The 25755-nt window shown below is 71.9% G+C and carries 23 protein-coding genes; 6 read left to right on the top strand and 17 right to left on the bottom strand.

Annotation, left to right across the window (positions count from 1 at the left end):
• Positions 1 to 20 precede the first annotated feature (20 nt).
• Complete coding sequence (locus tag AB0903_RS04050; RefSeq protein ID WP_366698735.1) at positions 21 to 908, bottom strand: universal stress protein; 888 nt, start codon at positions 906 to 908, stop codon at positions 21 to 23.
• 535 nt (positions 909 to 1443) lie between these two features.
• Here AB0903_RS04050 and AB0903_RS04045 point away from each other — a divergent pair.
• Both AB0903_RS04045 and AB0903_RS04040 read left to right on the top strand, forming a co-directional pair.
• Positions 1444 to 2130 (top strand): phosphoribosyltransferase, encoded by a 687-nt coding sequence (locus tag AB0903_RS04045; protein ID WP_366698733.1) that lies wholly within the window; start codon positions 1444 to 1446, stop codon positions 2128 to 2130.
• Between the two features lie 605 nt (positions 2131 to 2735).
• Positions 2736 to 3062: a DUF6343 family protein gene (locus tag AB0903_RS04040; protein ID WP_366698731.1), complete on the top strand. Its 327-nt coding sequence runs from the start codon at positions 2736 to 2738 to the stop codon at positions 3060 to 3062.
• A 329-nt stretch (positions 3063 to 3391) separates the two neighbouring features.
• Here AB0903_RS04040 and AB0903_RS04035 read toward each other — a convergent pair whose 3' ends face one another.
• The 14 genes from AB0903_RS04035 to AB0903_RS03970 all read right to left on the bottom strand — a co-directional run bounded on the left by AB0903_RS04035 (position 3392) and on the right by AB0903_RS03970 (position 18263).
• Positions 3392 to 4504, bottom strand: a complete 1113-nt coding sequence (locus AB0903_RS04035) for a CapA family protein (protein WP_366698729.1) — start codon at positions 4502 to 4504, stop codon at positions 3392 to 3394.
• Positions 4505 to 4632: 128 nt separating this feature from the next.
• A complete protein-coding gene (locus AB0903_RS04030; protein WP_366698727.1) occupies positions 4633 to 5379 on the bottom strand; it encodes a PP2C family serine/threonine-protein phosphatase in 747 nt (248 codons plus the stop codon).
• Positions 5380 to 5492: 113 nt separating this feature from the next.
• Complete coding sequence (locus AB0903_RS04025; protein ID WP_366698725.1) at positions 5493 to 6917, bottom strand: NADH-quinone oxidoreductase subunit N; 1425 nt, start codon at positions 6915 to 6917, stop codon at positions 5493 to 5495.
• The gene (locus tag AB0903_RS04020) at positions 6914 to 8419 is read right to left on the bottom strand and encodes an NADH-quinone oxidoreductase subunit M (RefSeq protein ID WP_366698723.1); all 1506 of its coding nucleotides are present in this window, start codon (positions 8417 to 8419) and stop codon (positions 6914 to 6916) included. Before AB0903_RS04020 ends, AB0903_RS04025 begins: the two co-directional genes overlap by 4 nt.
• A 3-nt stretch (positions 8420 to 8422) precedes the next feature.
• Positions 8423 to 10444, bottom strand: coding sequence for a proton-conducting transporter membrane subunit (locus tag AB0903_RS04015; RefSeq protein ID WP_366698721.1), 2022 nt, complete (start codon positions 10442 to 10444; stop codon positions 8423 to 8425).
• The gene (locus AB0903_RS04010) at positions 10441 to 10746 is read right to left on the bottom strand and encodes an NADH-quinone oxidoreductase subunit K (protein ID WP_366698719.1); all 306 of its coding nucleotides are present in this window, start codon (positions 10744 to 10746) and stop codon (positions 10441 to 10443) included. The genes AB0903_RS04015 and AB0903_RS04010 overlap by 4 nt, the downstream gene beginning before the upstream one ends.
• Entirely contained in the window at positions 10743 to 11303 is a 561-nt protein-coding gene (locus tag AB0903_RS04005; RefSeq protein ID WP_366698717.1) for an NADH-quinone oxidoreductase subunit J, read from the bottom strand. Before AB0903_RS04005 ends, AB0903_RS04010 begins: the two co-directional genes overlap by 4 nt.
• 9 nt (positions 11304 to 11312) lie before the next feature.
• Entirely contained in the window at positions 11313 to 12242 is a 930-nt protein-coding gene (locus AB0903_RS04000; RefSeq protein ID WP_366698715.1) for a complex I subunit 1 family protein, read from the bottom strand.
• Positions 12235 to 13443: a hypothetical protein gene (locus tag AB0903_RS03995; RefSeq protein WP_366698713.1), complete on the bottom strand. Its 1209-nt coding sequence runs from the start codon at positions 13441 to 13443 to the stop codon at positions 12235 to 12237. Before AB0903_RS03995 ends, AB0903_RS04000 begins: the two co-directional genes overlap by 8 nt.
• Positions 13434 to 13784, bottom strand: a complete 351-nt coding sequence (locus AB0903_RS03990) for an NADH-quinone oxidoreductase subunit A (RefSeq protein WP_366698712.1) — start codon at positions 13782 to 13784, stop codon at positions 13434 to 13436. The genes AB0903_RS03995 and AB0903_RS03990 overlap by 10 nt, the downstream gene beginning before the upstream one ends.
• Positions 13785 to 14343: 559 nt before the next feature.
• Positions 14344 to 15867, bottom strand: coding sequence for a potassium/proton antiporter (locus AB0903_RS03985; RefSeq protein WP_366698710.1), 1524 nt, complete (start codon positions 15865 to 15867; stop codon positions 14344 to 14346).
• A 323-nt stretch (positions 15868 to 16190) separates the two neighbouring features.
• The gene (locus tag AB0903_RS03980) at positions 16191 to 16724 is read right to left on the bottom strand and encodes a GNAT family N-acetyltransferase (protein WP_366698708.1); all 534 of its coding nucleotides are present in this window, start codon (positions 16722 to 16724) and stop codon (positions 16191 to 16193) included.
• A 108-nt stretch (positions 16725 to 16832) separates the two neighbouring features.
• Positions 16833 to 17879, bottom strand: coding sequence for a PP2C family protein-serine/threonine phosphatase (locus AB0903_RS03975; protein ID WP_366698706.1), 1047 nt, complete (start codon positions 17877 to 17879; stop codon positions 16833 to 16835).
• A 180-nt stretch (positions 17880 to 18059) separates the two neighbouring features.
• The gene (locus AB0903_RS03970; protein WP_366698704.1) at positions 18060 to 18263 is read right to left on the bottom strand and encodes a cold-shock protein; all 204 of its coding nucleotides are present in this window, start codon (positions 18261 to 18263) and stop codon (positions 18060 to 18062) included.
• A 577-nt stretch (positions 18264 to 18840) separates the two neighbouring features.
• Here AB0903_RS03970 and AB0903_RS03965 point away from each other — a divergent pair.
• Entirely contained in the window at positions 18841 to 20022 is a 1182-nt protein-coding gene (locus AB0903_RS03965; RefSeq protein WP_366698702.1) for a hypothetical protein, read from the top strand.
• A gap of 117 nt (positions 20023 to 20139) precedes the next feature.
• Here the strand turns inward: AB0903_RS03965 and AB0903_RS03960 are convergent, their stop codons facing one another.
• On the bottom strand, positions 20140 to 20610 hold the full coding sequence (locus AB0903_RS03960; protein WP_366698700.1) for a MarR family transcriptional regulator: 471 nt from the start codon (positions 20608 to 20610) through the stop codon (positions 20140 to 20142).
• A 200-nt stretch (positions 20611 to 20810) separates the two neighbouring features.
• On the opposite strand from AB0903_RS03960, the gene AB0903_RS03955 reads away from it, so the two are divergent.
• Positions 20811 to 21737: an NADP-dependent oxidoreductase gene (locus AB0903_RS03955; RefSeq protein WP_366698698.1), complete on the top strand. Its 927-nt coding sequence runs from the start codon at positions 20811 to 20813 to the stop codon at positions 21735 to 21737.
• A gap of 370 nt (positions 21738 to 22107) precedes the next feature.
• A complete protein-coding gene (locus tag AB0903_RS03950; RefSeq protein ID WP_366698696.1) occupies positions 22108 to 22311 on the top strand; it encodes a cold-shock protein in 204 nt (67 codons plus the stop codon).
• Between the two features lie 517 nt (positions 22312 to 22828).
• On the opposite strand, the gene AB0903_RS03945 is transcribed toward AB0903_RS03950, so the two are convergent.
• Positions 22829 to 22996, bottom strand: a complete 168-nt coding sequence (locus tag AB0903_RS03945) for a hypothetical protein (RefSeq protein WP_366698694.1) — start codon at positions 22994 to 22996, stop codon at positions 22829 to 22831.
• A 208-nt stretch (positions 22997 to 23204) separates the two neighbouring features.
• Between AB0903_RS03945 and AB0903_RS03940 the strand changes: the two genes are divergently transcribed.
• Positions 23205 to 25601 (top strand): excinuclease ABC subunit UvrA, encoded by a 2397-nt coding sequence (locus AB0903_RS03940; protein WP_366698692.1) that lies wholly within the window; start codon positions 23205 to 23207, stop codon positions 25599 to 25601.
• Positions 25602 to 25755 lie beyond the last annotated feature (154 nt).

The raw sequence follows: 25755 nt of genomic DNA, 5'->3' as shown, positions 1-25755 counted from the left end.
GACCGGCGGCCCCGGGAAGCTCAGTAGGCGCTCCGCGGAACGACGGCGACCGGGCAGGCGGCCGTATGGAGAACCTCGGCGCTGACCGATCCGAGAATCAGGCGGCGAAGGCCCGTCCGCCCGTGGGAGCCCATCACCAGCAGGGCCGCGCGCTGGGACACGTCCGTCAGGACCGAGGCAGGGCGGGCCCGTTCCACCTGCACGTCGACGTCCAGCCGCGGGCAGCGGCTGCGAAGGCGTGCCGCCTCTTCCTCCATCGCCGCGCGTGCGGCGTCATCAAGGCCCTCGAACTGCGCAGCCACCGCCGCCGGACCGCCCGCCACCTCACCGACGTGGAACGAGCCGTGGACCATGTGCAGCCGGGCACCGCGCACTTCCGCCTCGGCGGCGGCGAGACCCAGCACCTCCGACGGCATGTCCCCCACGTCCACCGCCACCACGACACGATTCTCCGACGCGTGAGCCGTCTCCCCCGGGCGCACCACGACGACCGGGCATCGGGCATGCGTGGCCACCTGCCAGCTCACCGAACCCAGCGGCAGGCGAGGAAAGCCCCCGCTCCCCCGGTGTCCGACCACCAGCCACCCGGCCTCCGCCGAGCGTTCCAGCAGCACGGCCGATGCGTGGCCCTCCACGGCTTCCGAAGTGACCGGCAGATCGGGGAACTCCGATCGCACCAGCGCCGCCAGCATCTCCATCGTTGCCGTCTGCCGCGCGAGCGAGGCCCGCTGAGCCGCCTGGATCTCCAGCGGCCCGACGGGGGCCGGGCCCCGCAGGACGTGCAGAAGATGGAGCGGCGCACCTCGCAGGGAGGCGTGCCGGGCCGCGAATCGCACCACGTCGTCCTGGCCGGCGCCTTCGTCGACACCGGCGAGAACGAGCCGGGACCCGGACCGTGTGGCATTCACCGTGCACCGCTCCCAGACCTGATGGTCAGCACCCTGAATTCCAGCGTCGCACCCATGGGCCGTCGCCGCACAGCTCTGCAACGGCGGTCCCGCCCGGCGGCGCAACGGTGGCCCCGCGCGGCGGGGCAACGGCGGTCCCGCCGCGATTCGGCGCTCGGGGACCGGCGATCCGGCGCCCGGGCCCGGCGCCCGGTCCCGCGCTCCGGTCCGGGACGCATAGCGCACGTGTCGAGGGCTACCCGGCCTGCGGAGACAGAGGGAGAAGGTGAACGACGGCCGTGGCCGAGAAACCGTTTCGACACCTGCGCCTCGAAGGAGGCCACCGTCGCCCGTGGTTGCTGCGGCCGGGACAGGAAGGACGGCCATGAGCGTCTCGGCCACCGACAGCCGGTCGGTGCGGACCTACGACGTTCCTCGACCGCACCGGTGCCCTCACCCCGCTCCACACCGCCCCGGCAGGCACACGGGAGGAGACCCGGCCGACCGGTGTGCGAGCACCGGCCGGGACGCAGCAGTACCAGTGCGGAGGAATGCCATGTACTTCCACGACCACCGGCACGCCGGCCAGGAACTCGCCGCGAGACTGCTCGGATGGGCAGCCGCCGGGGACCTCACGAACACGGTCGTCCTGGCGCTGCCGCGCGGCGGCGTACCCGTCGCCGCTGAGGTCGCCGATGCCCTCAAAGTGCCGCTGGACGTGCTGGTGGCCCGCAAGATCGGCGCCCCCGGCCGTCCGGAGACCGGTATCGGAGCGATCGCCGGCGACGATCCGCCGGTGTACGACCCGCGGTCCCTCAGGATGCTCGGCCTGACCGAGTCCGATCTCACGGGTGACGTGACCCGGGAACGGGCGGAGTTGCACCGCCGTGAGGAGCTGTACCGGGGTGGACGTCCGCCACCCGAGGTCGAGGGCCGGACCGTGATCGTGGTCGACGACGGGCTCGCCACCGGGGTCACCGCCCGTGCCGCGCTGCGGCATCTGCGGTCCGGAAACCCGCTCCGGCTGATCCTCGCCGTTCCGGTCGGATCTCCGCATGCGGTGGAAGCACTGCGGCGGGACGCCGACGACATCGTGTGCCTGCACCAACCGGGCAGCTTCCAGGCTGTCGGAGAGTGGTACGAGGACTTCGCCCAGGTCTCCGACGACGAGGTGATCGCCACACTGGGCCGCCGCCCCGGCACCCCGTCGGCGCAGGGCCACGGGCGGCGGTCCGCGCCCTGAGCCGGGATGCCTTCAACCCATCCGCCCCATCCACCCTATCCACCCCATCCGCCCCGTTCGACGCGTTCGACGCGTTCATGCCGTACCCCCGGGGCCCGCACTGCGGATCCGAGCCGCGGATTCGAGCCGCGGGTCGGCGCCGCGGACCGAACCGACTGGCCGGGCCCTTCCGGTGCGGAAGTGCAGCTGCGCGCCGGCACCGCACCGTCCGCCCGCTGTGTCACCTGTGGAACGGCGGGTACCGGTACAGGGCACTGCCGCATTCCGCCGTGGAGGCGTGATGATCAGCCACACGTGGCTGACCGGCGAAGCCGGTCCCTCGACCTGGAGCCGGCCGACCGGATCGGTGCCCGCCGGGGTGGGCCCAGGCCGGCTCCGGGGCCCACCCCGGAGTCCCGGGGACCCCGGGACTCCGGGGACCTGGCCTTCAGGAGCAGCGACCAAGGAGAACGTCATGGACCACGACCGGGCCGCCGCTCCTGCACGACCTCGGCGCCACCCACCGCCTCGCCACCGCACTCGGTTGATTCGGCATCTCCGGCCTCGGTCCCCGCTACGAGGCCGAGCCACGGCATTGAGCCGGCCCAAAGGAAGGGAACAGCGCCATGATGTCTTCCCGCCGCCGCCGGGATCCCGTCCCCCGTTCCCGTTCGGGGATGATCGGGCGGCGATACGAAAGGACCGGCACGGAACCCGTCACGGCTCGTAGCGCTCTCGGGCTGCGTCTGATTCTGTCCTGTGCAGGTGTGGTGCTGTTCGCCGCGCTGACCGCGCTGTTCGCGGTGTGGGCGGCCGGGGCCGGTCCGGACGACTCGCCGAGCCGCTGGGAACTGGGCCTGCTCGCCGGTGGATGCGGTCTTCTGACGGTCGTCGCGGCCGTCGATCTCGTGGTCATCCTGCGTAGACGCGGCCGTGAGCGCCCGCGCGGGTGAGGCAGTGGCGGCAGCCCTGGAGGCGCACACGCGCCCACGGGGCCGGAAGCCGGTACGCGGCGCGTCGGGGGTGTCCTCGCCGGGACGTTGCACGGCGACCACCTGGAGCGCTCACCGCGCGGCAGGAGACGCATCCCGTCGAGTTCGACGACCTGCGCAGGCTCGTGGTGATGCTCGGTGCCGTGGTGATGCTCGGTGCCCGACTACCGGCCCGCCGCCCGGGCACCCTTCTTCACGAGCGTCCGATCGCGCGCCGCTTCCCACTCCTCGGGCGGGACGATCCGGGGTCTCTTCGTGGTGGTGTCACCTTTCCGGTCGGGCCGGAGCAGTCACGACGGCCGGAGGACGAACGTGCCCTCCGGATGGGAGTCGGCACTCGGGCGCAAGCCGTGACCCATCCCGTCGAGGAGTGTGCGCAGCCACCGGGCGTCCTCGTGCGAGGCGTGCCGCAGCCGCATCCGCCGGGCCTGCAAGGGGGTGATGCGCATGTCGGCGAGCCTGCCGGTGTCCGGTTCCAGCGAGACGAGGTACAGCGGCCGCAGATCGTCCCGGTACTGCTCGTAGCCGGTGATGCCCTCGTAGTCGTCGATGAAGTCGCCGCATCCGTAGATGATGAGCTTCCCCCGGTACGTCTCCAGGGGCCGGGGGTGGTGCGAGGAGTGACCGTGCACGACGTCCACGCCACCGTCGATCAGCGCATGAGCGAAGCGGATCTGGTCCTGGTGGACGGTGTAACCCCAGTTGGAACCCCAGTGGATCGAGGCCACCACGACGTCACCGGGCCGCTTCATCTGCCGTACCAGGCCGACGGTCTCGTACGCGGCCGCCTGTGTTGCGCCGCTCACGAGCCGGACGCCGCCCCGGTGACGCGTCGCCGCCCAGCGCTCGGGGATACCGCTGGAGGTCATTCCGAAGGAGAGAACCAGGATCCTGCGGTCGCTCTCGAGAGGGACGATCGCCGGACGCGCCGCCGCGTCGGCGTTCCGCCCCGCCCCTGCCGTCCGCAGACCCGCGCCATCGAGGGCGTCGAGTGTCTCGGCCAGTCCGCGGTGGCCGAAGTCCAGGACGTGGTTGTTGGCCAGGACGCAGACGTCGGGGCGGGAGGCGGCCAGGCAGGGGAGGTTGGCGGGGTTCATCCGGTAGTGGACGTGACGGCCGGGTGCGAACGTCTCATGCCGGGTGACGCTGGTCTCCAGATTGACGACGCGCGCTGCGGGCGCGGCGGCGTCCAGGACCTCGAGCGCGTCGCCCCATGGCCAGGAGAAGTCGACGGCGGGTGGAATGGGGCCGTTGGCCGCCTCCGCCAGCTCGACGTAGGCCCGGGCGTCGCGTATGCAGTCCTCGCGCAGAGCCGGGTCGCCGGGATGCGGCAGTATCTGGTCGACACCACGGCCGAGCATGACGTCGCCGCAGAGAAACAGCGTGACCGGGCCACCGCCCATTTTCCCAGGTTAAAGCGATGCGCCGGATGTTTCACGGTGTCCGCCCGCGCGGACGGGGGCCGTCTGCACGAGTACGGCGCGCCGATACCGGCGCTGTCGTGCCCAGGCGGCGGCCCGGCACCGACCGGCTACGTGCCGCCGCCGATGCCGATCAGCGCAAGGGTGATGTTGTCGGGGGCGCCTGCCTCGATGGCGGACTTCCACATTTCGTAGGCCGCTCTGCCGCCGTCGTGGGCCCGCAGCAGCTCGCGGAGGGTGCTCTCCGGGACGGGGTCCGTCAGGCCGTCCGTGCACACCAGACAGCGATCGACCTCGGAGAGCGGCGACCTCGTGATGTGCGGGGCGATGCCGGTGAACCGGGGGCCGCCACCGAGCGCCTGTGTGACCAGTGACGTGGTGCGCTGCCCCGGCGAAAGCGGCGGGCTGTCGTCCACGCTCAGCCGGCGCAGACCCTCCCCGGCCGCGTCGAGCACTCTGCTGTCGCCCACGTTGAACACCAGCAGCGACTCCTCCAGGACGACGACGCCCGCCACCGTGGTTCCCATGGTGATCAGCTCGGGATCGCGTTCGGCCGCCGCGTACACCGCCTGGTTGCAGACGTTCAACGCGTCACGGACCGCTTCCTCACTGTCCAGCGAGGGGCCGTACGACGCCAGATGCCGCACGACCAGTGCACTGGCCACCTCGCCGCCCGGCTGTCCGCCGATGCCGTCGGCGACCGCGACGACGAGCGGCGTGCCGAGAGGGAAGATCAGCGTCTGCGGGTTCTCGGTCACGGTGCCGCACAGCGTCCAGGGTCCGACCACGACACTGTCCTCGTTGTGATCGCGTACCAGCCCCGGGTGGCTCAGGGCCGTCACCGTCACATACCGCATCACAGTCCCGCCTCTCCGAGCGACAGGCACGTCCCGTACCAACCATCGTCACGCGGTGAGCGGCGCGGGGCTCGTTCGGCCGGGACGGGGCCGCGGGATCGTCCCCGGCGGCGTCAGCGCAGGAGGGGGCCGAGGGTGAGCGGGATGGTCGCCCCGCCCGCGATGCCGAGGGCGAGGGAGGCGGTACCGGCGGTGTATGCGGCGGTGGCGGACCAGCGGCCGAGGACGACGTGCGTGTGGGCGGGCAGGTCTTCGGGGACGGGGCGGAAGAGCGGGGCCAGCCAGCGCAGGTAGTAGAAGAGGGAGGCGACGGTGTTGGCGACGGCGAGTGCGGCCAGCCACGTGTAGCCGCCGTCGACGGTGGCGGTGAAGACTTCGAGTTTGCCGAGGAAGACGCCGGTGGGCGGGGTTCCGACGAAGCCGAGCAGGCAGACGACCAGGACGGCGGCGAGACCCGGTCGGCGCCGGGCGAGGCCGCGGTAGTCGTCCAGGGTCCGGGCATGGGGCAGTTCGGTGACCACGGAGAAGACGGCGACGTTGGTCAGGGCGTAGGCGGCCAGGTAGAACAGCAGCGCCTGTTGGGCGAAGTCGCTGCGGGTGGCGACGGCGACGGCCATGAGCAGATAGCCGACCTGGCTGATGGCGGAGTAGGCCAGGAGCCGTTTGACGGAGGTCTGGAAGAACGCGGCGAGGTTGCCCAGCGTCATGCCGGCCGCGGCGAGCACGGCGACGAGCAGGGGCCAGTCGACGGTCTGTGCGGGCAGCGCCTGGTGGACGAGCCGGAACACGGCGACGAGTCCGCCGATCTTGGGCAGGGTGGTGACGTAGGCGGCTACCGGGGCGCTGGTGCCGTCGGTGACATCGGGCACCCAGAAGTGCGCCGGCACCGTGCCGATCTTGTACAGCAGGCCGCCGAGGACGGCGACGAGGCCGAGGGCCACCACCGCGTGCGGCGCCGTGGCCAGCGTCCGGTGCAGCTCGCCGTAGACGGTCGCGCGGCCCGCGCCGTACAGCAGCGTGATGCCGGCGAGCATGGTCGTGCCGAGGACGGCGCCCATCAGGTAGTACTTCATCGCCGCTTCGGTGGCGGGCGCGTCCTTGGCGAAGCCCGCGAGCGCGTACGCGGGGACACTGGCGAGCAGGTAGCCGGCGAAGAGCGTCAGCAGGTCACTGGCACCGATCATGGCGAGGGTGCCCGCGGCGGAGAGCAGCAGGAGCACGTAGTACTCGCTCTCCCGCTTGTGGCCGCGCACCGTCTCCACAGAGGTGGTCAGGATCAGCAGCAGGGCGCCGAGCACGATCAGGCGCCCGGCGCCGGTGGCCGCGTCGACGGCGAAGGAGGCGGAGAAGACCGTCTGTTCGCGGTCGGTGGCCATCGTGACGGCGGTGGCGGCCAGGCCGGTCAGGCAGGCCGCTGCGGCCAGGACCGCGACGGTCCACTGGCGGCGCCGGGGCAGCCAGGAACCGGCGAGGAGGCCGACGACGGCGGCGGCGAGCAGGGCCGTCTCGGGCACCAGGGCGGCGACGTCGTCGTTCATCGTGCGACCAGTTCGGCCAGGGTGCGGCCGGCCGGCTCGACCACGTCCAGCAGAAGGCGTGGCAGGACGCCGATGACGAGGGCCACACCCAGCAGGGGAACGATGGAGACGGCTTCGGTGGTGGTCAGGTCGCCGAATCCGCCGGCGCGGATGGAGCCGGGCAGCCGCGTGGGGCCGAGGAGCATGCTGCGCAGGGCCCGCAGGAACAGTGCCGCGGTGAGCAGGATGCCGGTCACGGCGACGGCGGTGGCGGTGGCCTGGGAGCCGAGGCTGCCGGTGAAGATCTGGAATTCGGCGATGAACCCGGAGAAACCGGGGATGCCCAGGCTCGCGAACGCGGCGACGGCAGTGACGCCGGCGAATCGCGGGAACGGTCCGGCGAGCCCCGAGTAGGCGTCCATGACGTAGGTGCCGCCGCGGTCGTGCAGCACGCCGCACAGCAGGAACAGCGCACCGGTGAGCAGCCCGTGGCTGACCATCTGGACGACGGCGCCGGTGACTGCCAGGGCACGGGCCTGCGTGTCGGTGTCGGCGAGCACACCGGCGGCACCGACCGCGAGGATGACGTAGCCCATGTGGTTGACGGATGTGTAGGCGATCATGCGTTTGAAGTCGGTCTGCCCCAGGGCGACGAGGGCCCCGTAGACGGCGGAGACAGCGCCGACGACGATGAACACCAACGCGTGGTCGCGCCAACTGCCCGGCAGAATGGGCATCGCGATGCGGACGAAGCCGTACGTCCCCATCTTCAGCAGCACACCCGCCAGGATCGCCGACCCGGCGGCGGGGGCCTCGGTGTGTGCGGGCGGCAGCCAGGTGTGAAAGGGCACCGTGGGTGTTTTGACGGCCAGTCCGATGCCGATCGCCAGCAGCACCAGCCCGGCGTAGGTTCCGCGGCCGACCAGCGGGTCGCCCGCGGCCAGTTCCACCATGTCGAACGTGTGGGGGTCGGCCGCCAGGAACAGGCCGATGAACCCGAGCAGCAGCGCGAGTGATCCGATGAAGGTATAGAGGAAGAACTTGAGCGCCGCCGCGCGCCCCTGCTCGCCGCGGCCCCACCCGGCGATGACGAAGAACATGCCGACGATGGACAGGTCGAAGAAGACGAAGAACAGAATCAGGTCGAGGGCGGCGAACAGGCCCAGGGACATCGACTGCAGGAACAGGAAGAGGCACGCGTAGTTGCGCACCCGGCGGGTTTCCCGCAGCGAGTACACGGCGACCGCGAGGAACAGCAGGCACGTCAGCGCCAGCAGGGGAAGGGACAGTCCGTCCACGCCGACGTGGTAGCTCACCCCGGCCCCGGGAATCCACGAGGTCCGCTGCTCGTACTGCAGGCCGCCGCCGGTGTCGAAGCCGGCCCACAGGGCGACGACCAGAGCCAGGTCGGTCGCGGCGGTCGCCGTCCACACCGCCGTGCACACCCGGTCGGGCAGAGGACGCGGCCACAGCCACAGCACGACGCAGACCAGCAGCGGCAGGAAGACGACGAGGGTCAGCATGGGTTACCTCACCAACAGCAGGATCAGGACCAGCACGGCGAAGCCCAACGCGGCCTGGGCGTAGTACTGGTGCAGCAGCCCGGTCTGCGGGCGGCGCGCAAGGCCGCCGAGCCGGCGCGCGCCGGCGGCGACGGCGCTCACCAGCGCGTCGATTCCCTCGTCATCCGCGCGGCGCGCCAGCCGGGAGGTCGCGAGGCCGCCGCGCGTGACCTGCCGCACCGCCCCGTCGACGATCCGGTCGTCGAAAGCGGCCAGCGTCCGGGCGAGTGCCGTGCCGCCCCGAGCTGCCCTGCGGACGGATCCGTCGACGATCCGGTCGTCGAAAGCGGCCAGCGTCCGGGCCAGCGCCATGACCGGGCGGACGACGAGGAGGTGTGCGGCCCCCTCCAGCCCCAGCCAGCCGGCCGCCCATCGCCGTACGGCGCCCGGGACCGGGCCGGGGCGTGGCCCGCGCCACCAGACAAGACCCGCGGCGGCGAGGGCGACGGCCGCGGAGAGTACGAGTTCCCAGAGGCGTGGAGTGGGTTCGCCGGGGGTGCCCAGCGTCGAGCGCAGCGCGCGGGCGACGCCCGGCAGCGCCAGGACGCCGAGCGTCGCGGCGCCGAAGGCGAGCACCAGCAGCGGTGCGTTCGTCGCCCGTCCGGTCCTGTGGGTGCCGGGCCGGGCCGGGCCGTGGGCGGGCGCGGCGTCGCCGGGGGGCTCCGCATCATGGGCCGGCGCGGCGTCGCCGGGGGGCTCCGGGCCGTAGCGCGGTGCGGCGTCGCCCGGCAGCGGACGCAGCACGTACCAGAGCGCCTTGACGCTGTAGAGGGCCGAGACGGCGGCAGCCGCCAGGCCCACCGCGTACAGGGCTGTGCTGTGTGCGTAGGCCGCGGCCAGCACCTCGTCCTTGGTCGCCCACAGCGACAGCGGCGGCAGCCCGGCCAGTGCCAGGGCGCTGACGGTGAAGCAGGCGCCCACGAGCGGGTAGGTGTGGGCGGCGCCGCGCAGTGCGGGAAGGTGCTTGGTTCCCAGGGCGGTGAGCCAGGCGCCGGCAGCGAGGAACAGCCCGGCCTTGACCGCGGCGTGCGCCACCAGGTGAGCGGTGCCGGCCGCCACCCCGGCCGTTCCTGCGGCCAGCACCATGAACCCGACCTGCGCGCAGGTCGAGGCCGCGAGCAGCTGCTTGAGATCCGTTTGCGCGACCGCCACGACACCGAGCAGCACCGCGGTGGCGGCTCCCGTCCAGGCGACGAGCGGTCCTGCCCAGGCCGTGGCGGTCAGCAGCGGGTGCAGTCGCAGCAGCAGGTAGGCGCCGGCCGCCACCATGGCGGCCGAGTGCAGCAGCGCCGAGACCGGGCTGGGGCCTTCCATGGCCCGGGAGAGCCAGAAGGAGAACGGCAGTTGAGCGGACTTGCCCAGCGCAGCCAGGACCATACCGGCGGTCACCACGTGGAGCCACGGCGAGTCGACGGTGCGCAGCGCGTCCAGCTCCAGTGAGCCGGCGCCGCCCGCCACGGCCGCGCCCGCGGCCAGATACAGGCCCAGGTCGGCGGCGCGGGTGGTGAGGAAGGCGGTGGCAGCCGCGTGTACGCCGGGCGGCTCGTGCCACCGGAAGCCGATGAGCGCCCAGCTGGTGGCGCCCATGATCTCCCAGGCCATGAGCAGCAGGGGCAGCGTGGTCGCGGTGACGGTGACCAGCATGGCCCCGGCGAACAGCAGCATCAGCCCGAAGAACCGGGCTTGGCCGGCGGAGCGGTCCGGCTGTCCGGCGGCGAAGACGAGCACGGCGGTGGTGACCGCGGCGACGGTGATCACCATCACGGCGGACAGGGCGTCCACCCGCAGCCCGGCCTCCATCCCCGCGAACAGCGGCGCGTGGACGGCAGGCCGGCCGACTCCCGTCGCGATCGCCAGGCCGAGCGTCGCCAGCGAGGCTGCCACGCCGACCGCGGGAGCCAACCGGTCGGCCGCTCGGCCGGCCACGGCCAGCGCGCCCCCGGTGAGCAGCGGGAGGGCCACCAGCAGCCACAGCAGCACGGTCATCCCTTGAGGTCCTCGGCCATGTCGGTCATGTCGACCCGGCGGGCACGGAAGATGGCCGTCGTGACCGCGAAGCCCATGGCCATCTCCACGGCCATCGCGACCACCGCGGCCACGACGATCACCTGCCCGCTCGCCGCGGCAGGTGCCAGGAAGTGCCAGAGCGCGGCAGCGGCGACGATGACGGCGCCGATCATCAGCTCGATACCCATCATGATCATGACGATGGACTGCTGGGACAGCGCACCGTAGAGGCCGATCGAGAACAGCCCGGCGGCCAGGAGGAGGAACAGTTCCAGGATCACCGGCCCACCCCTCCGCCCGCCGGGTCCCTGGCCGGGCGTTGGTCGAGGTCGTCGCCGAAGCGGTCGTAGCGCCCCCGGTCGGTCGCCAGGACGGTTGCCGCCACGATCGTGGCGAGCAGGACGAAGCCGAGGACGACCATCGTCAGCATCTGAGGGCCCATCAGTGACGCACCCACCTGGAAGGTGGTGTCCGACGGTGCCCTCCCCACCCGGCGCGGCCACGGTACGAGGAGGATCCCGGCGGTCAGGGCCAGGAAGGTCGCGATGCTGATGGCCAGGGAGCCGCGTTTGTTGTGGACCATCGACATGGGCATCAGCCCCGCCGGGTTCATCATGTACGCGATCATGAACACGGCCATGACGACCATCTCCATGACCATCATCAGCACGACGACCACGCCGAGATACGGCAGTCCGAGCAGAATCACCTCGCCCCCGGCGAAGCACAGCGAGGCCAGCAGCGCGAAGGTCACCCGGGCCATCGAGTCGAGGCGGAACACCAGAAGGGCACTGACCAGGGCGAGTACGGCCAGTACGGCGAACAGGACGGTCGGCACCGTCACCTCCTATCGGTCCAGCACGACGAGCGCCGGAACCAGCGCCTGCAGGATGGTCAGCGGGATGAGGACGACCCAGGCGAACTCCACGTACCGGTCGGCCCGCACGGTCGGCACCCGCCGCCGCGCCCACACCAGCAGCCCGAGCACGGCAAGCGTCTTGACCAGGGACCAGGCCCATGCGGGCAGCAGCGGCCCGGCGCCGCCGCCCAGGAACAGCGGCACCGCCATGGCGGACCCCGCGGCCAGCAGCAGCCAACGGCCCGCCCGCAGCAGCAGCCGGCCGACGCCGGAGGTCTCACCGAGGACGCCGCCCGCGATGTCCCGGCCGGCCGGGTGGTCGAACGGCCCCAGAAAGCTGAAGGCCAGCACGCTCGCCAGGTAGACGACGAACGCGATCGGCATCCACACGGCGAACCACATGCTCTGCTGGGCGGCGACGATGTCCCCGAGGCGCAACGACTGGGCCCCGGTGGCGGCCGAGATGAGGGCGAACATCAGCGGCAGCTCGTAGGCCAGTCCCTGCGCGACGAAGCGGTAGCCGCCGACCAGGGCGAACGCGGCGTTCGGCCCCCAGCCCGCCAGCCAGAGACCGCCCCAGGTCAGTACCTCCATGGCGTTGAACCACACGACGCCGACCTCCAGGTCGGCGACCACGTGGTGCCCGAAGGGAACGACCAGTACGGAAAGGACGGCCGCCACCGGGACGACGAGGACGCCCAGCCGCCACAGCAGGACGTCGGCGGCCCGCGTCCGGCGGGGCTGGGCGACCAGCAGCCGGGGCACATCGAGCAGCGGGCGCAGGGCCGCGGACACCGTCGCCGGACGTCCCGCCTCACCGGCGGCGAGCAGGGCGTCGCCGGCGACGGCGCACAGGGCGAGGACCAGCAGCAGCGCGGGGGCGACGACCAGGGACCACCACGGCACGACCTCAATCACGGACCACCTCCGCCGAACGGCCCACCAGTTCCTCCGGGTCCGGGTCGAGACTCGCCACGATCAGCCGGGCCGCCGCCAGTTCCGCCCCTTCCAGCAGCCGTGGCAACATTTCCGCCAGAGCGGCCGACGGGATGCGGGGCCCGTCCAGCGGGCCCCGCGGGCCCTCGTCGCGGCCGGGGTCGAGCGGCGAGGTGTCCTCCAGCCGGTCCAGGTCGTCCAGTACTTCGGCGAGCCACAGCCGGTAGCGGGCGGGCACGTCCCCGTCCGCCCGCGCCGCAGGCCCGCCCACCCCGGCGGCCGCCGCGTCGGCAGCCGTCAGGTGGCCGATTCCCCTGGTCAGCCAGTACAGCGCACGCGACCGTCCGACCCGCCCGGCCAACCGGTGCGCCCTCGGCCGCACCGCGTCCGCGGCCGCACCGGCGAGGAGGTCGTCCCGCACCCGTCGAGCGGCGGTGGCCGCCGCGGGCCATCCGGCGACGGCGAGGAACCGGCCCAGGCTGTCCAGGTGGGAAGCGGCCCGGCGTCGAGCGGCCTCGCCCGCTTCGACCTGTTCACCCGCCATCGCACGGCCCCACGGCTCCGACCAGAACGACGTGGCGGGTGCGGTGCGCAGCGGCCTCGCCGCCTCCACCGTTGCCTCTTGTACGACATCTCCCTGCAGGGTCAGACGGAGTGTCAGGCCCGAAGGCCAGTCGCCCAGGAGCGGGCCGAGTGGAACATGCAGCCGGTCGAGGGCCAGGCCGTCACGGTCCGGCCCCTGCTCGGCCATCGGCAGCCCGTCCGGCATCCGGTGCTCGTCGTCGCTGCCGTCCGCCGCGCCGTGGGAGCGGGCCGCGTGATCGTCATGGCCGTTCCCGGAAGCGTCGTGCAGGCCGGCACGTTGGCCCGCTGCGTCGGCGAGCTGCTCGCAACCGGCCGCGAGGGCCCGGGCCACTTCCCCGGCCCGCTCCGCTCGCACCCGGGCGCGTGGCGCGGGCATGTCCTGCCACAGCCGGTCGACGGCCTGCTCCAGCGCGGGGCAGCGGGCCCCCGCGATGAGGAGCAGGTCGGCGTCGGCAGGGGTGAGCGCGACGGGAAGGTCCCGTACGGACAGCTCCCGCTCGGCGGCCAGCCGTACCCGCGTGCCGTCGGCGGGCATCGTCGCGAGCAGCACGCGTGGGCGTGCGGACGCCGCACGCAGCAGCAGGGCCGTCAGGTCCATCGCAGCGCGCCTTCCCGCCAGGCGTAGACGACCCCGGCCACCAGCACTGCGAGGAAGACGAACATCTCGACCACGGCGCTCGGTCCCATGGCGGAGACGACCCGCGTCCACGGGTACATGAAGACCATCTCCATGTCGAACGCGAGAAAGAGCATCGTCACCGGATACCAGCGCACATGGAACCGGCTCACCGCGTGCTCGGTCGGTTCGAGGCCCGAACAGAACGGCTCAGCGGTCAAGGGGTCGGACGTCACCCGTACGAGCAAGGCCGTGCCGTGGACGGCGCCCAGGGCGAGCAGCACGAACCCGAGCAGGGCGAGCGCGGCAGTGAACCCGTTCACGTCAGGGTCCGCTCGGGTGGGGTGGCGTTCCGGCGAAACCCAGCAGGCGGCACCCTCTTTGCGGCCAAGGCCGGGCATCCCTCTCCGCAGGGCCGGCCGGATCACCGTGCCGGTCAGCCATTGATTCTCCTTCCCGGTCTGCGCAGTGAGGCAGGGCCGACCGGTACCCCGTCTGACGGGCGGTCAATCCCGCACTGATCCAGATGCCGGGCGCGGCCTCCGTCGCAGAATCGCCTGTCCTCGTATGCGACCGGGCGGCGGGGCGGGCCCGTGCCCCCGCCCGGGTGCGGGGATACGGGCCCGTGTGAGGCTGTCGGCGGAACAGGCTTGACGGCTGCGGCCTGCCGCGGCCGGCCCGCTCCGGACACCTCGGCGCCGCATACGGCGGCCGGTGCCGCCTACGCCCACGGCCGCCGGTCGGGACGACGGCGACCGTGGCGCATCACACCCCCCGCGTCCGCGAAGTGGGCGAGAGGAGGTCAACTCCCAAGCCGGCGGAGAATCGCTGCACCGAGGCCGGCTTGGCCCGGGCCCTGCACACCGGCCTGCCGCTCTCCATTCAGGGGCTGCCACTGCGGTCGGCGGGTTCGATGTCTCCCTGTTCGCCGAGCCAGCGGGCGAGTTTGCCACGCCGGCCGATCGCACGCAGTCGCCGTTCAGCGGCGTTCCGGGTGTCCGGCGTGGTGATCAGCAGGAGTTCGTCACCTGCGTGGAGAACGGTGTCGTGGCGGGGAACGATATTGGTGCCGTCTCGGACGATCAGGGTCACGACGGCCGGTGGCGGCAACCGCAGTTCGAAGATGGCGACGCCGTGGAGCCGTGAACCCTGCGGGATGGTGGCCGTGAGCAGGTCGGCGTCCATGACGTCCAGCGGTGCGCTCTCCACCTGCACATCGCGCAGCGCGCCCAGCCTGCTCAGGCCGAGCAGGCGGGCGGCAGCGGGCAGACTCGGCCCTTGGACCATGGTGAAGATGACGACCAGGACGAACACGATGTTGAGAAGATCCGGGGCTCCGTCCACTCCGGCGACGATGGGGAACGTGGCGAGCACGATCGGCACGGCACCGCGCAGCCCGGCCCATGAGATGAACGCCTTCTCCCGCCAGGGGGTGCGGAACGGGAGCAGGCATGCGACGACGGATACGGGGCGGGCGATCAGCAGCAGGACGAGGCCCACGCCGATGGCGGGGAGGATCGCGGAGGGCAGTTCGCTGGGTGTGACGAGCAGGCCGAGCATGACGAACAGACCGATCTGGGCCAGCCAGCCTGCTCCTTCGGCGAAGGACCGAGTGGCGGCGCGGTGCGGCAGCTTCGAGTTCCCGAGAACGAGTCCGGACAGGTAGGCGGCGATGATGCCGCTGGCGTTCGCGGCGCCGCCGGCGGCGAAGGCGATGATGCCGAAACCCACGGTGGCCAGCGGGTACAGCCCCGTGGCGGGCAGCGCGATGTGCCGCAGCGCGGCAACACCCACACGGCCGATGAGCAGTCCGAGAGTCGCGCCGACGGCCAGCTGGTAGACGACGTTTCCCATGATGTGCACGGGATCGGGCAGTTCGGCCGCGGCCGTGGAGAAGACCAGGACCAGGATGATGGTGGGGGCATCGTTGAAGCCCGATTCGGCTTCCAGCAGGCCGGTGACCTTTTGCGGGAGCGGCAGTGCCCGCAGGACGGCGAAGACCGCCGCGGCGTCGGTGGAGGAAACGATCGCTCCGAGCAGCAGGGCCAGATGCCAGTCCATGCCCAGCAGCAGGTGCGCTCCGGCGGCGGTGACGGCGACCGAGATGGCCACGCCTGCGGTGGCGAGCACCCCGGCCGGCGCCAGCAGGCGCCGCACGTCCGACCACTGGGTGGTCAGACCGCCTTCGACCAGGATGACGGCCAGGCCGGCGGTGCCGAGGGACTGGGCGAGCTGGGCATCGTCGAACTCCAGGCCGAGCACGTCCTCACCGACGATCACACCGACCGCGAGGAACAGCAGCAGGCTGGGCAGCCCGAGCCGATGGGCGGTCCGGGCAGCGGCAATGCTGGCGAGCAGCACCGTGCCGCCGATCAGCAGCACCAGGTACAGCTGCTGCAGCGTCATCCGGTGTCTCCGTACTCACTCCGACAACTGTCCGGCGACATCATCGCGCGCTGTGCCGGTACTTTACCGGAACTTTACCGAAGCGGGCGCGCTGGGTGTCGAACAGGTGCCCCGCGGCGCCGGCGGTGACCGGCCGAGCGCGATGAGCAGGGCGAACGCGATGACGACGCGAGACGGCCGTGCCCGCCCCGGTCGCCTGACGGGCGCGAGCGGCCCGCTGGCAGCGCGACCGGCAGTGTTCGCCGACGCGACAGGGCGGAACTTGCCGGGAGGGGCACTGGTGACGCGGGGCGGCGTCGGTTTCCGGTGGCTCTCCTCAGTCCTTACGCCTGGAATTCGGTGAGGTCGATGCTGTGGACGCGCAGTGGGAAGCCGTACACCGGGTGTGCCGTCTCCCGCTCCGGCACCAGGCCGAGCTTGCGGATGACGTTCTCGGACGCATCGTCCCCCGCGCGGCTGATGCTGACGATCCGGTCGAGCCCACGGTCCTGGAGCGCGAACTCCAGTGTCGCGTGGGCGGCTTCGGACGCGTACCCCTGGCCCCAGAAGTGCGATCCGAACCGCCAGCTGATCGCCACGGCCGGCATCACCTCCGGCAGGAATTCGGGAACGGACAGCCCGGTGAAACCGGCCAGTTCGCCGGAGGCCAGCAGTTCGACGGCGAAGAGACCGAAGCCCTCCTCGTCCCACTCCTCCTCCCACCGCTCGATCTCCTCGGCCGTGCGCTCCAGGTCGTGCACAGAGGCGTCGTCGACCCAGCGCATGACCTGGGGGTCCGCGTTGATGTCCGCCATGGGCGCGAGGTCGTCGTCGTGCCAGCGGCGGAGCAGGAGGCGAGGAGTGCGGATCTCGGTCATGGGCCCCATCCTGCCGGAGACGAGGAGGGCACCGGTAATCGGTGCTCGCGCCGCCGGTGCCGCCGCTGCCGGATGGCGAGGAGCCGGGCGGGGACCGGCCGTCGTCGGTCAGTGGCGGACGACGAGGAGGGCCGCGGTGTCGTCCTCGATGCCGTGGAAGCCGAAGTGCAGGAGGTCTTGCTTCAGAAGGGAGACGATCTCGTCGGCGGGGCGACCCGCCCACTGGCGGAAGCGTTCCTCCAGCGGGTAGAAGTCCCCCTTCCGGTCACGTGTCTCGCTCACCCCGTCGGTGAACAGCAGCATCCGGTCTCCGGACTCGAAGGGGAGTTCCCGTACGTCGTACTCCTGCTCCAGGAGCACCGGCAGGTTGACGGGGATCGAGGGTGTGGGGAAGTCGACGGTCCGGACCGTGCTGTCGTGCTGGATCAGTGGTGGCGGGTGGCCGAGGCTGAGCAGCCGGATCACCGGGGCGTCGTCGGGGATCTCCGCCAGGATCACCGTCGCGAAGCGGTCGGCCCCTTCCGCCTCGGGGGCCCGCTGCGCGTACCGGCGCATGCTGAGTTCCAGGCGGCGCGCGATCTCGGGCAGACCGGGCTCCGCGTACGCGGACTCGCGGAAGGAACCCAGCAGCATCGAGGCCGCCTCCACCGCACCGAGCCCCTTGCCCTGTACGTCGCCCAGGATGAGGCGCACCCCGCCACCGACCGGCAGGGCCTTGCAGAAGTCGCCGCCCACGTGGGCGCCGTGCGCCGACGCCTCGTACAGCAGGTGCAGGTCCACAGGTCCGAGCCGGGAGGGCAGCGGCCGCTGGACCGCCCGCTGGGTGACATCGGCCAGCTCGGCGACGTCCCTCAGTTCCTGCTCCCGCCGGATGCGGGCCCGGCTCGCCCACACCGCCGCGGCCACCACGACCGCCAGCGCCAGGAAGCTGAGCCCGGTGTCGCCGGAGGCCAGCGCCTCGCGGCGGGTGGCCAGCACCACGAACAGCGCCACGGCGAGCAGGCCGAACCCCAGAGTGCTGAACACGCCCCAGGTGACCGCCGCGAGGGCGGGCACGGCGAACAGGAAGTGCTCGTAGTGCTCGGTGTCCGGCGTCGCCACGTCCAGAACCGCCGCCAGGACGAGCAGAACGCCGGGCAGAGCACGACCGACCATCAGCGCAGCGTCGGTCGCGGGCCGGAAGTGAACAGGGTGAGGCATTCGTGCCATTAGGCATGACGCCGCCGATCCGCTCCACCGCCGGGAAGCGTGTCGGCGCACGCTTCACCCCGCTGCGCACTCAGACACGGCGACGCCCGCCCCGGCAGACCGGGGCGGGCGTCGGACCAGGACGGCTCAGGCGGGGGTGATGTTCTCCGCCTGCGGGCCCTTCTGGCCCTGGACGACCTCGAAGTTCACCTTCTGGCCTTCCTGAAGCTCACGGAAGCCGGAGCTGGCGATGTTCGAGTAGTGGGCGAAGACGTCCGGGCCGCCGCCGTCCTGCTCGATGAAGCCGAAGCCCTTTTCCGAGTTGAACCACTTGACTGTTCCACTGGCCATTTTGTCCTCCAAGGGGACTGGAATATCGGTTCCCGCACGGTGCGGGACCCGGAGGTGATCGCCCTGGTCCTCAGAGGCTTTGAACAGCGAAACGCCCGTGAACTCGCGCTCACGGGCGACCGGTACTTCGGAACCATGACAGCTGACACTGACGCTACACCGCCCGCCACCTCTTCACCATGGAAAACCGCCGCGTGCCCCGATCGAGGGCTTCCGCGACGACCGCCGGATGCGACCCTGACCCTCCGGCGACAGGCCGCCCCGGCCCCCTGCCGCCCGTGTCCGGAGCGGGAACGGCCGGACGCGAAGCCTGCCCGGTACCGCGTCCGCGCCTTCACCTGCGAACCGCCGTCCGGTATCGCCCACCGGCGCACCGGTTACGACAGGAAGCGGACGGGGCACCCGGGCCGTAGCCGTCTCCGCGAGTCCGGCCGAGCCGACCTCGGACGTCTCGGGGCTCTCGAGCCTCTCGGGGCTCCAGGGCTCTCGGGGCTCGGGCGGCGTCCCCCTCGGCGCATCCTCTGCCGCACGTCCGGCCATACTGGAGCGGCCCGCGACCGCCCCAGAGAACGACTCCATGCCAAAGACCAGTACCTCCTTGACCACCGCCCCCGGCACGACGTGGCTGGGGCACGGGCGCCACCTCGGGCCCTCCCCCGAGCAGGACGTCCGGCGCAACCTCATCGCCCTCAAGGCCGCCGGGGTCATCGACGACTTCCTCGACCTCGACCCTTCCGACACCTTCGCGGCCGACGGCGGCCCCGCCGCCGCACCTACCGCCCGGGAGCACGCACCCGTACCCGATTTCTCCGCACGCCGGCTCTTCGAGGCCCGCTGGCGCGTCCACGGCGACGTCACCGTACGTGCCCAGCTGAGGTGTTACGACCTCCAGGGCCGACCGGGTGACGGCGAGGCGGCCGCATGGACACTGGCCGCGAAGGCGGAACGGATGTGGGACCAGCGGTGGCCCTCCCCCGCCACCATGTTCTGGCCGGACGACGACCGCACCGCCTGGGACCACGACCCCGTCGCGGGTCTCCGCCTGCGGACCACCAACCGGCTGCCGAGCGACGACAAGGAGATGCGCCGCCTCCTCAAGGACTGCACCCGCGTCAGCTGGAACGTTCACGTCGTCGTCCACGAGGCGATGACCCCCGACGCGCGCGGCCGCCGGCCCCTGGCACACTTTCTTCCGCCGAGCCTGCGTCATCGAGTGGTGGAGCACCGGGCAGCGCCGGAACAGTTCCAGATCGTCAACTGGGCGATGAAGGACCTGCACGTGCGGGTGCCCCGGGGCGGCGCCGTGGTGCTGCCCACGGTACCGGCGGGCCCCGGGTACGACGCGGAACAATTCGCCGTCCGCAGCGTCTTCCTGGACGGCTCGGAGCCGACGGAACTCGTCGAGAAGGTCACGGCCTTCGCCGACCTGCCCCGGGCCCTGACCGCCGAAGCGGAACGGGTCCTGGACGACCTGTGCCACCACTGGCATCTGCTCACCGTGGAAGAGGAGTTGACCCACGCCAGGGAGCTCGTCGCCAGGTACGCCGAGGCGCTCGAGGCCATGACCAGGTCCCGTGACCTGTACCGGGAGGCGGCCGAACTCGCCCAGGCCGCACTGGCCGAGGTCACCGGATCGGACAGCCTGCCGCGGCCGCCATCGTCAGGCACCGCCGCCGCATCCACGGGCTCCCCACGCACTCTCTTGACCAAGGCTCTGGGACGCTTCAAGGACGCATCGAAACAGGACCCTCGGAACTGATTTCCGCTCCCCGCCACGGAGCCGGCAAGGTCCGGAAGCTCAAGGGCGTCCGGCAGGCGGGCGGCCGGGCCGGCGTCCGTGCCCGCGGCGGATCGGCACGGCGGCCTGCGGCCGCGATCAGGCCGTGTCGTCGGGGTGCAGACGCCCCAGCAGCTCGTAGAGGTCGCGGCGGCCCTCGTCGTCGAGGCGGTCGAAGGCCGCAGAGGTGGACCGCATACCGGCGCGGACCAGGCGGACGGCCTCGATGCCCTTGTCGGTCGCGACCACGTTCTTGACCCGCCGGTCGGTCGGGTTCGGGTGCCTGGAGACCAGCCCCTGGGCCTCCAGCCGGTCCACGAGCCCGGTGATGTTGGAGGCGTCGCAGGCGAGCAGCCCCGCGAGTGCGCGCATGGGCAGAGGCTGACGCAGCAGGATGAGGACCTTGGCCTGCGTCATGGTGAGCCCCTGCTCGGCGGCGGACGCGGTGAGGTCCCGGTAATAGCCGGCGGCAGCACGCGACAGCCGCTCGAGAAGGTCGGCGTGGGCGGGGTCGCCGCCCTTCGGGTCGGTGGTCTCGGGGGAGGCGTGCGGCGCAGGTGTGCGGGACATGGATCCAGTCTAGGGCGAAACTCAATGTTTGACTTCCTCAACCTTTGACGTTTACGGTCCTTCTATTGCTTGAGTTCATCAAGCACCTGCCTGGCCGCCGCGCCGGGCCCGTCTCCGGGCTCCGGTCGGCCCGCGCCCGCCGCGCCCCGCCACAGCACCCACCTGACCCGCACCCCAGCACGAAACCGAGGAGCACCACCATGAAGGCCATCTCCTACCGCACCTACGGCGGCCCGGACGTCCTGGAATACGGCGACGTCCCGAACCCGAAGCTCGGCCCGGACACGGCACTCGTCCGCGTGAAGGCCGCCTCCGTCAACCCGGTCGACTGGAAGATCCAGGCCGGCTACCTGGATGGCGTCATGGACACCGTCTTCCCCGTCGTCCCGGGCTGGGACGTGGCGGGCATCGTCGAGGAGGCCGGCGTCGGCGTCACCGAGTTCGCTCCGGGTGACGAAGTGATCGGCTACGTCCGTGAGGACTTCGTCTCCCGCGGCACATTCGCCGAGTACGTCGCCGCCCCGATCCGTACGCTCGCCCGCAAGCCCGCCAACCTCTCCTTCGAGGAGGCCGCCGGCCTTCCGCTGGCAGGTCTCACCGCCTACCAGGCGCTGACCCGCGCCCTGAACACGGGCAGCGGCGACACCGTACTGGTGCACGCCGCGGCCGGCGGCGTCGGCTCCCTGGCGGTGCAGATCGCCCGAGCGCTCGGCGCCCGCGTCATCGGCACGGCGAGCGAGCGCAACCACGACTACCTGCGCGGACTCGGTGCCGAGCCGGTCGCCTACGGCGAGGGCCTCGCCGCGCGTGTCCGCGCGCTGGCGCCGCAGGGTGTGGACGCCGTGCTCGATCTGATCGGCGGCGATGCCCTGAAGATCTCCCCCGGGCTGCTCGCCGAGGGAGGCCGCCTGGCCTCCGTCGCGGACGGCGCGGTCCTCGGCCTCGGGGGCAGGTACGTCTTCGTCCGGCCCGACGCAGGGGACCTCGAGGCGCTGACCGCCCTCGCGGAGCGGGGGCAGCTGCGCGTGGACGTGGCCGCCGCGTTCCCGCTCGAGCAGGCCGCCGACGCCCAGCGGCTCAACCAGCAGGGCCACACCCGCGGCAAGGTCGTCGTCACCGTCGCCTGAGCCACCCCGTCCCGCCTACCGCACCTGCGGGGCAGGCTTGCACACCTCCGCGCCCGCGCAGCGCGCCGAACCGCTCGGCTGATCGTTCACCGGCCCGGCGTGAGCATGTGACCCTGCGGGGGCGGGGCGAAACCCTTACCTCGCGGGCCTGTCGTGCCGGCCGAGGAGAAGGGTGGCCACGAGGCGCCGCGGGCACACCGACCGCGGGAGGCTCGTCGGCCGCTCGTCGATTCCCGGTTTCGTCCCCCGCCGAAACGATCACTCGTGCGTGTGGGCGTGTCGGCTGCACGGGAGGCCGTGCAGCCGTGACGATCGCCTCGCACCCCGACGCGGGCTCGTCCCCGCGTCCGCACGAAGGAGAACAAGCACGATGGCTACCGGCACAGTGAAGTGGTTCAACCCTGAGAAGGGCTTCGGCTTCATCGCCCAGGACAGCGGAGGCCCGGACGTGTTCGTCCACTACTCGGCCATCGCCACCACCGGATACCGCGAACTCACCGAGGGGCAGAAGGTGCAGTTCGACGTCGCCCAGGGACCGAAGGGCCCCCAGGCCGAGAACGTCACGCCCTCCTGACACCCCGGCCCCGTCGCCCCGCGTCCGACCGACGCGGGGCGACCCGTGCGGGGCCGATCCGAGCCACTCGCCGCCGGCGGCAGGATGCGGGCGGCGAGGCAGCGACGGGGGCGTGGCACCACGACGCCCGGCCCCCATGTCCCTCACCGAGAGTCGTGCTTCGCGCCGTACTCGCGCGTCGTCGGCAGGGGCGGCGCCCTGCCGGCCCGCGGTCATTCACCGATCCTCGAGATCCCGGCGGGCGCGCGAAGCGGTCTGCCGCCGCTCCTCCGTCGAGCGCCACCGCATCGACAAGCGGGCGCGGCAGGAACCGGACCCGGCGCGCAGCGCCGGACTCCTCTGGCCGGGTCACCGTGCCCGGGCCGGCGCCAGTCTGCCGCTCGCCGGTCGCCGCTACCGGTCGCCGCTACCGAAACACACGACGTGGACAGGTCCGGTCAGAAATCGAGAAGCGCCCGGACCCGCGCGGCGCCTAGCGTGACTGCCATGGACCTCGACCTTCCCGTGCCGTCACCTTTCACATGCCGTCGACGCCGGCCCCTTCCGGGAGCATGCCGAGCAGCCGCACGGACCGCGACTGCTCCGCCAGTGACCGGCCGGCTCCGCTGAGCCCTCCGGCGCTCACCGCCGTGACCTGCACCGGCGGCAGCGTCGCGGCGACAGCGGGGAACGGCCCACCCGCCACCGGGTGTCCCGGTGATCGGCGCGTCGGCGGACGGTGCGCCGTATAGGGTGCCGCTGTCCTTCGCCAGGGAGGGCGAGGCGCTGCCGACGGCCACGCACCCGGCCGCCGACGAAGGACGGCCGGACGTACTGCTCGAAGCTCGGACTACCGGACCGGGCGACGACGGCGGAGACCGCGAAGGCGGGCCCGCCCCACGGATGGAGAGCCGATGAGCAAGGCCACGATGACGGACCCGCGGTCGTCCACGCCGCACCCTGCCGACAGCCACGACCTGATCCGCGTGCACGGCGCGCGCGTGAACAACCTCAAGGACGTCAGCATCGAGATCCCGAAGCGCCGGCTGACGGTGTTCACCGGCGTCTCCGGCTCGGGCAAGAGTTCGCTCGTGTTCAGCACGATCGCCGCGGAGTCGCAGCGGATGATCAACGAGACCTACAGCGCCTTCGTGCAGGGCTTCATGCCGACGCCGGCGAGGCCAGAGGTCGACGTGCTCGAAGGGCTGACGACCGCGATCATCGTCGACCAGCAGCGGATCGGCGCCGACCCCCGCTCGACCGTGGGCACCGCCACCGACGCCAACGCGATGCTGCGCATCCTCTTCAGCCGGCTCGGACAGCCGCACATCGGCCCGCCCGGCGCGTACTCCTTCAACACCGCATCGGTCCGGGCGAGCGGTGGCATCACCGTCGAACGCGGTGCCGCCAAGACCAAGACGGTCAAGGCGACGTTCCACCGCACCGGCGGCATGTGCACGCGCTGCGAGGGCCGGGGCTCGGTGTCCGACATCGACCTCACCCAGCTCTACGACGACTCCAAGTCGCTCGCCGAGGGCGCGTTCACCATCCCCGGCTGGAAGTCGGACAGCCAGTGGACGGTGGGGCTCTACGCCCAGTCGGGCCTCCTCGACCCGAACAAGCCGATCCGCGAGTTCACCAAGAAGGAGATGCGCGACTTCCTCCACGGCGAGCCGACCAAGGTGAAGGTCAACGGCATCAACCTCACCTACGAGGGGCTGATCCCCAAGATCCAGAAGTCGTTCCTGTCGAAGGACAAGGAGGCGATGCAGCCGCACATCCGAGCGTTCGTGGAGCGGGCGGTCACCTTCACCACCTGCCCGGAGTGCGACGGCACCCGCCTCAGCGAAGGCGCCCGTTCGTCGAAGATCAAGAAGATCAGCATCGCCGACGCCTGCGCGATGGAGATCCGCGACCTGGCCGAATGGGTCCGCGCCCTCAAGGAGCCGTCGGTGGCGCCCCTGCTCACCGCGCTGCAGCGGACCCTGGACTCGTTCGTGGAGATCGGCCTCGGCTATCTCTCCCTCGACCGGCCGGCCGGCACACTGTCGGGCGGCGAGGCGCAGCGCGTCAAGATGATCCGCCACCTGGGCTCCTCGCTCACCGACGTCACCTACGTCTTCGACGAACCCACCATCGGCCTGCACCCGCACGACATCCAGCGGATGAACAAGCTGCTGCTGCGGCTGCGGGACAAGGGCAACACGGTCCTCGTCGTGGAGCACAAACCGGAGGCGATCGCGATCGCCGACCATGTCGTCGACCTCGGCCCCGGCGCCGGCACGGCGGGCGGCACCGTCTGCTTCGAGGGCACCGTCGAGGGGCTGCGGGCCGGCGACACCGTCACCGGCCGCCACCTCGACGACCGCGCCGCCCTCAAGAAGACGGTACGCAGGCCCACCGGCACTCTGGAGATCCGCGGCGCCACGACGCACAACCTGCAGAACGTCGACGTCGACGTCCCGCTCGGGCTGCTGTGCGTCGTCACCGGGGTCGCCGGCTCCGGCAAGAGCTCTCTGATCCACGGCTCGGTCCCGGACGGGGCGGATGTCGTCTACGTCGATCAGGGCGCGATCAAGGGCTCGCGGCGGAGCAACCCGGCGACGTACACCGGACTGCTCGACCCGATCCGCAAGGTGTTCGCGAAGGCCAATGGTGTGAAGCCGGCACTGTTCAGTGCCAACTCCGAAGGTGCCTGCCCGAACTGCAACGGAGCCGGCGTCGTCTACACCGACCTGGCGATGATGGCCGGTGTCGCCATTCCATGCGAGGAGTGCGAGGGCAAACGTTTTCAGGCCGAGGTGCTGAAGTACACCTTCGGAGGCAAGGACATCAGCGAGGTGCTCGCGATGTCGGTCGGCGAGGCCGAGAAGTTCTTCGGCGCCGGCGAGGCGCACACGCCGGCCGCGCACAGGATCCTCGAACGGCTCGACGACGTCGGGCTCGGCTACCTCACCCTCGGCCAGCCGCTCACCACACTGTCCGGCGGCGAGCGGCAGCGGCTCAAGCTGGCCACGCACATGGCCGAGAAGGGCGGCGTCTACGTCCTCGACGAGCCGACCACCGGCCTTCACCTCGCCGACGTCGAGCAACTCCTCGGCCTCCTCGACCGGCTGGTCGACTCCGGCAAGTCGGTCATCGTCATCGAGCACCACCAGGCGGTCATGGCACACGCCGACTGGATCATCGACCTCGGCCCCGGCGCCGGGCACGACGGCGGCCGGATCGTCTTCGAAGGCACACCCGCCGACCTCGTCGCCGACCACCGTACCCTCACGGGTGAGCACCTCTCGGCCTACGTCGGCGCCTGAACTCCGGCGACCGTCGCGTTCACCGCAGGGCCGGCGGCGTAGCGGCGCGGGCACTGGGCCGGCGACGTCGCCGGTCAGGTGCCCGCGGTGGCGTCCGGGCCGGACGGCCGGGACGGCCCGGACGGGCTTGGGGCCGGGCTCAGGCTTGGGGACG

The organism is Streptomyces sp. NPDC048389 (assembly GCF_040706335.1).
GTDB lineage: Bacteria > Actinomycetota > Actinomycetes > Streptomycetales > Streptomycetaceae > Streptomyces.
Note: the sequence above shows the minus strand (reverse complement) of the source record. Positions and strands in the feature narration are given on the sequence as shown.

Excerpts from the sequence above, each read along its gene's own strand:
- AB0903_RS04045 (WP_366698733.1), top strand. The coding sequence starts at position 1,444 with ATGTACTTCCACGACCACCGGCACGCCGGCCAGGAACTCGCCGCGAGA.
- AB0903_RS04040 (WP_366698731.1), top strand. The coding sequence starts at position 2,736 with ATGATGTCTTCCCGCCGCCGCCGGGATCCCGTCCCCCGTTCCCGTTCG.
- AB0903_RS04035 (WP_366698729.1), bottom strand. The coding sequence starts at position 4,504 with ATGGGCGGTGGCCCGGTCACGCTGTTTCTCTGCGGCGACGTCATGCTC.
- AB0903_RS04030 (WP_366698727.1), bottom strand. The coding sequence starts at position 5,379 with ATGCGGTATGTGACGGTGACGGCCCTGAGCCACCCGGGGCTGGTACGC.
- AB0903_RS04025 (WP_366698725.1), bottom strand. The coding sequence starts at position 6,917 with ATGAACGACGACGTCGCCGCCCTGGTGCCCGAGACGGCCCTGCTCGCC.
- AB0903_RS04020 (WP_366698723.1), bottom strand. The coding sequence starts at position 8,419 with ATGCTGACCCTCGTCGTCTTCCTGCCGCTGCTGGTCTGCGTCGTGCTG.
- AB0903_RS04015 (WP_366698721.1), bottom strand. The coding sequence starts at position 10,444 with ATGACCGTGCTGCTGTGGCTGCTGGTGGCCCTCCCGCTGCTCACCGGG.
- AB0903_RS03995 (WP_366698713.1), bottom strand. The coding sequence starts at position 13,443 with ATGGACCTGACGGCCCTGCTGCTGCGTGCGGCGTCCGCACGCCCACGC.
- AB0903_RS03985 (WP_366698710.1), bottom strand. The coding sequence starts at position 15,867 with ATGACGCTGCAGCAGCTGTACCTGGTGCTGCTGATCGGCGGCACGGTG.
- AB0903_RS03980 (WP_366698708.1), bottom strand. The coding sequence starts at position 16,724 with ATGACCGAGATCCGCACTCCTCGCCTCCTGCTCCGCCGCTGGCACGAC.
- AB0903_RS03975 (WP_366698706.1), bottom strand. The coding sequence starts at position 17,879 with ATGGTCGGTCGTGCTCTGCCCGGCGTTCTGCTCGTCCTGGCGGCGGTT.
- AB0903_RS03970 (WP_366698704.1), bottom strand. The coding sequence starts at position 18,263 with ATGGCCAGTGGAACAGTCAAGTGGTTCAACTCGGAAAAGGGCTTCGGC.
- AB0903_RS03965 (WP_366698702.1), top strand. The coding sequence starts at position 18,841 with ATGCCAAAGACCAGTACCTCCTTGACCACCGCCCCCGGCACGACGTGG.
- AB0903_RS03960 (WP_366698700.1), bottom strand. The coding sequence starts at position 20,610 with ATGTCCCGCACACCTGCGCCGCACGCCTCCCCCGAGACCACCGACCCG.
- AB0903_RS03955 (WP_366698698.1), top strand. The coding sequence starts at position 20,811 with ATGAAGGCCATCTCCTACCGCACCTACGGCGGCCCGGACGTCCTGGAA.
- AB0903_RS03950 (WP_366698696.1), top strand. The coding sequence starts at position 22,108 with ATGGCTACCGGCACAGTGAAGTGGTTCAACCCTGAGAAGGGCTTCGGC.
- AB0903_RS03940 (WP_366698692.1), top strand. The coding sequence starts at position 23,205 with ATGAGCAAGGCCACGATGACGGACCCGCGGTCGTCCACGCCGCACCCT.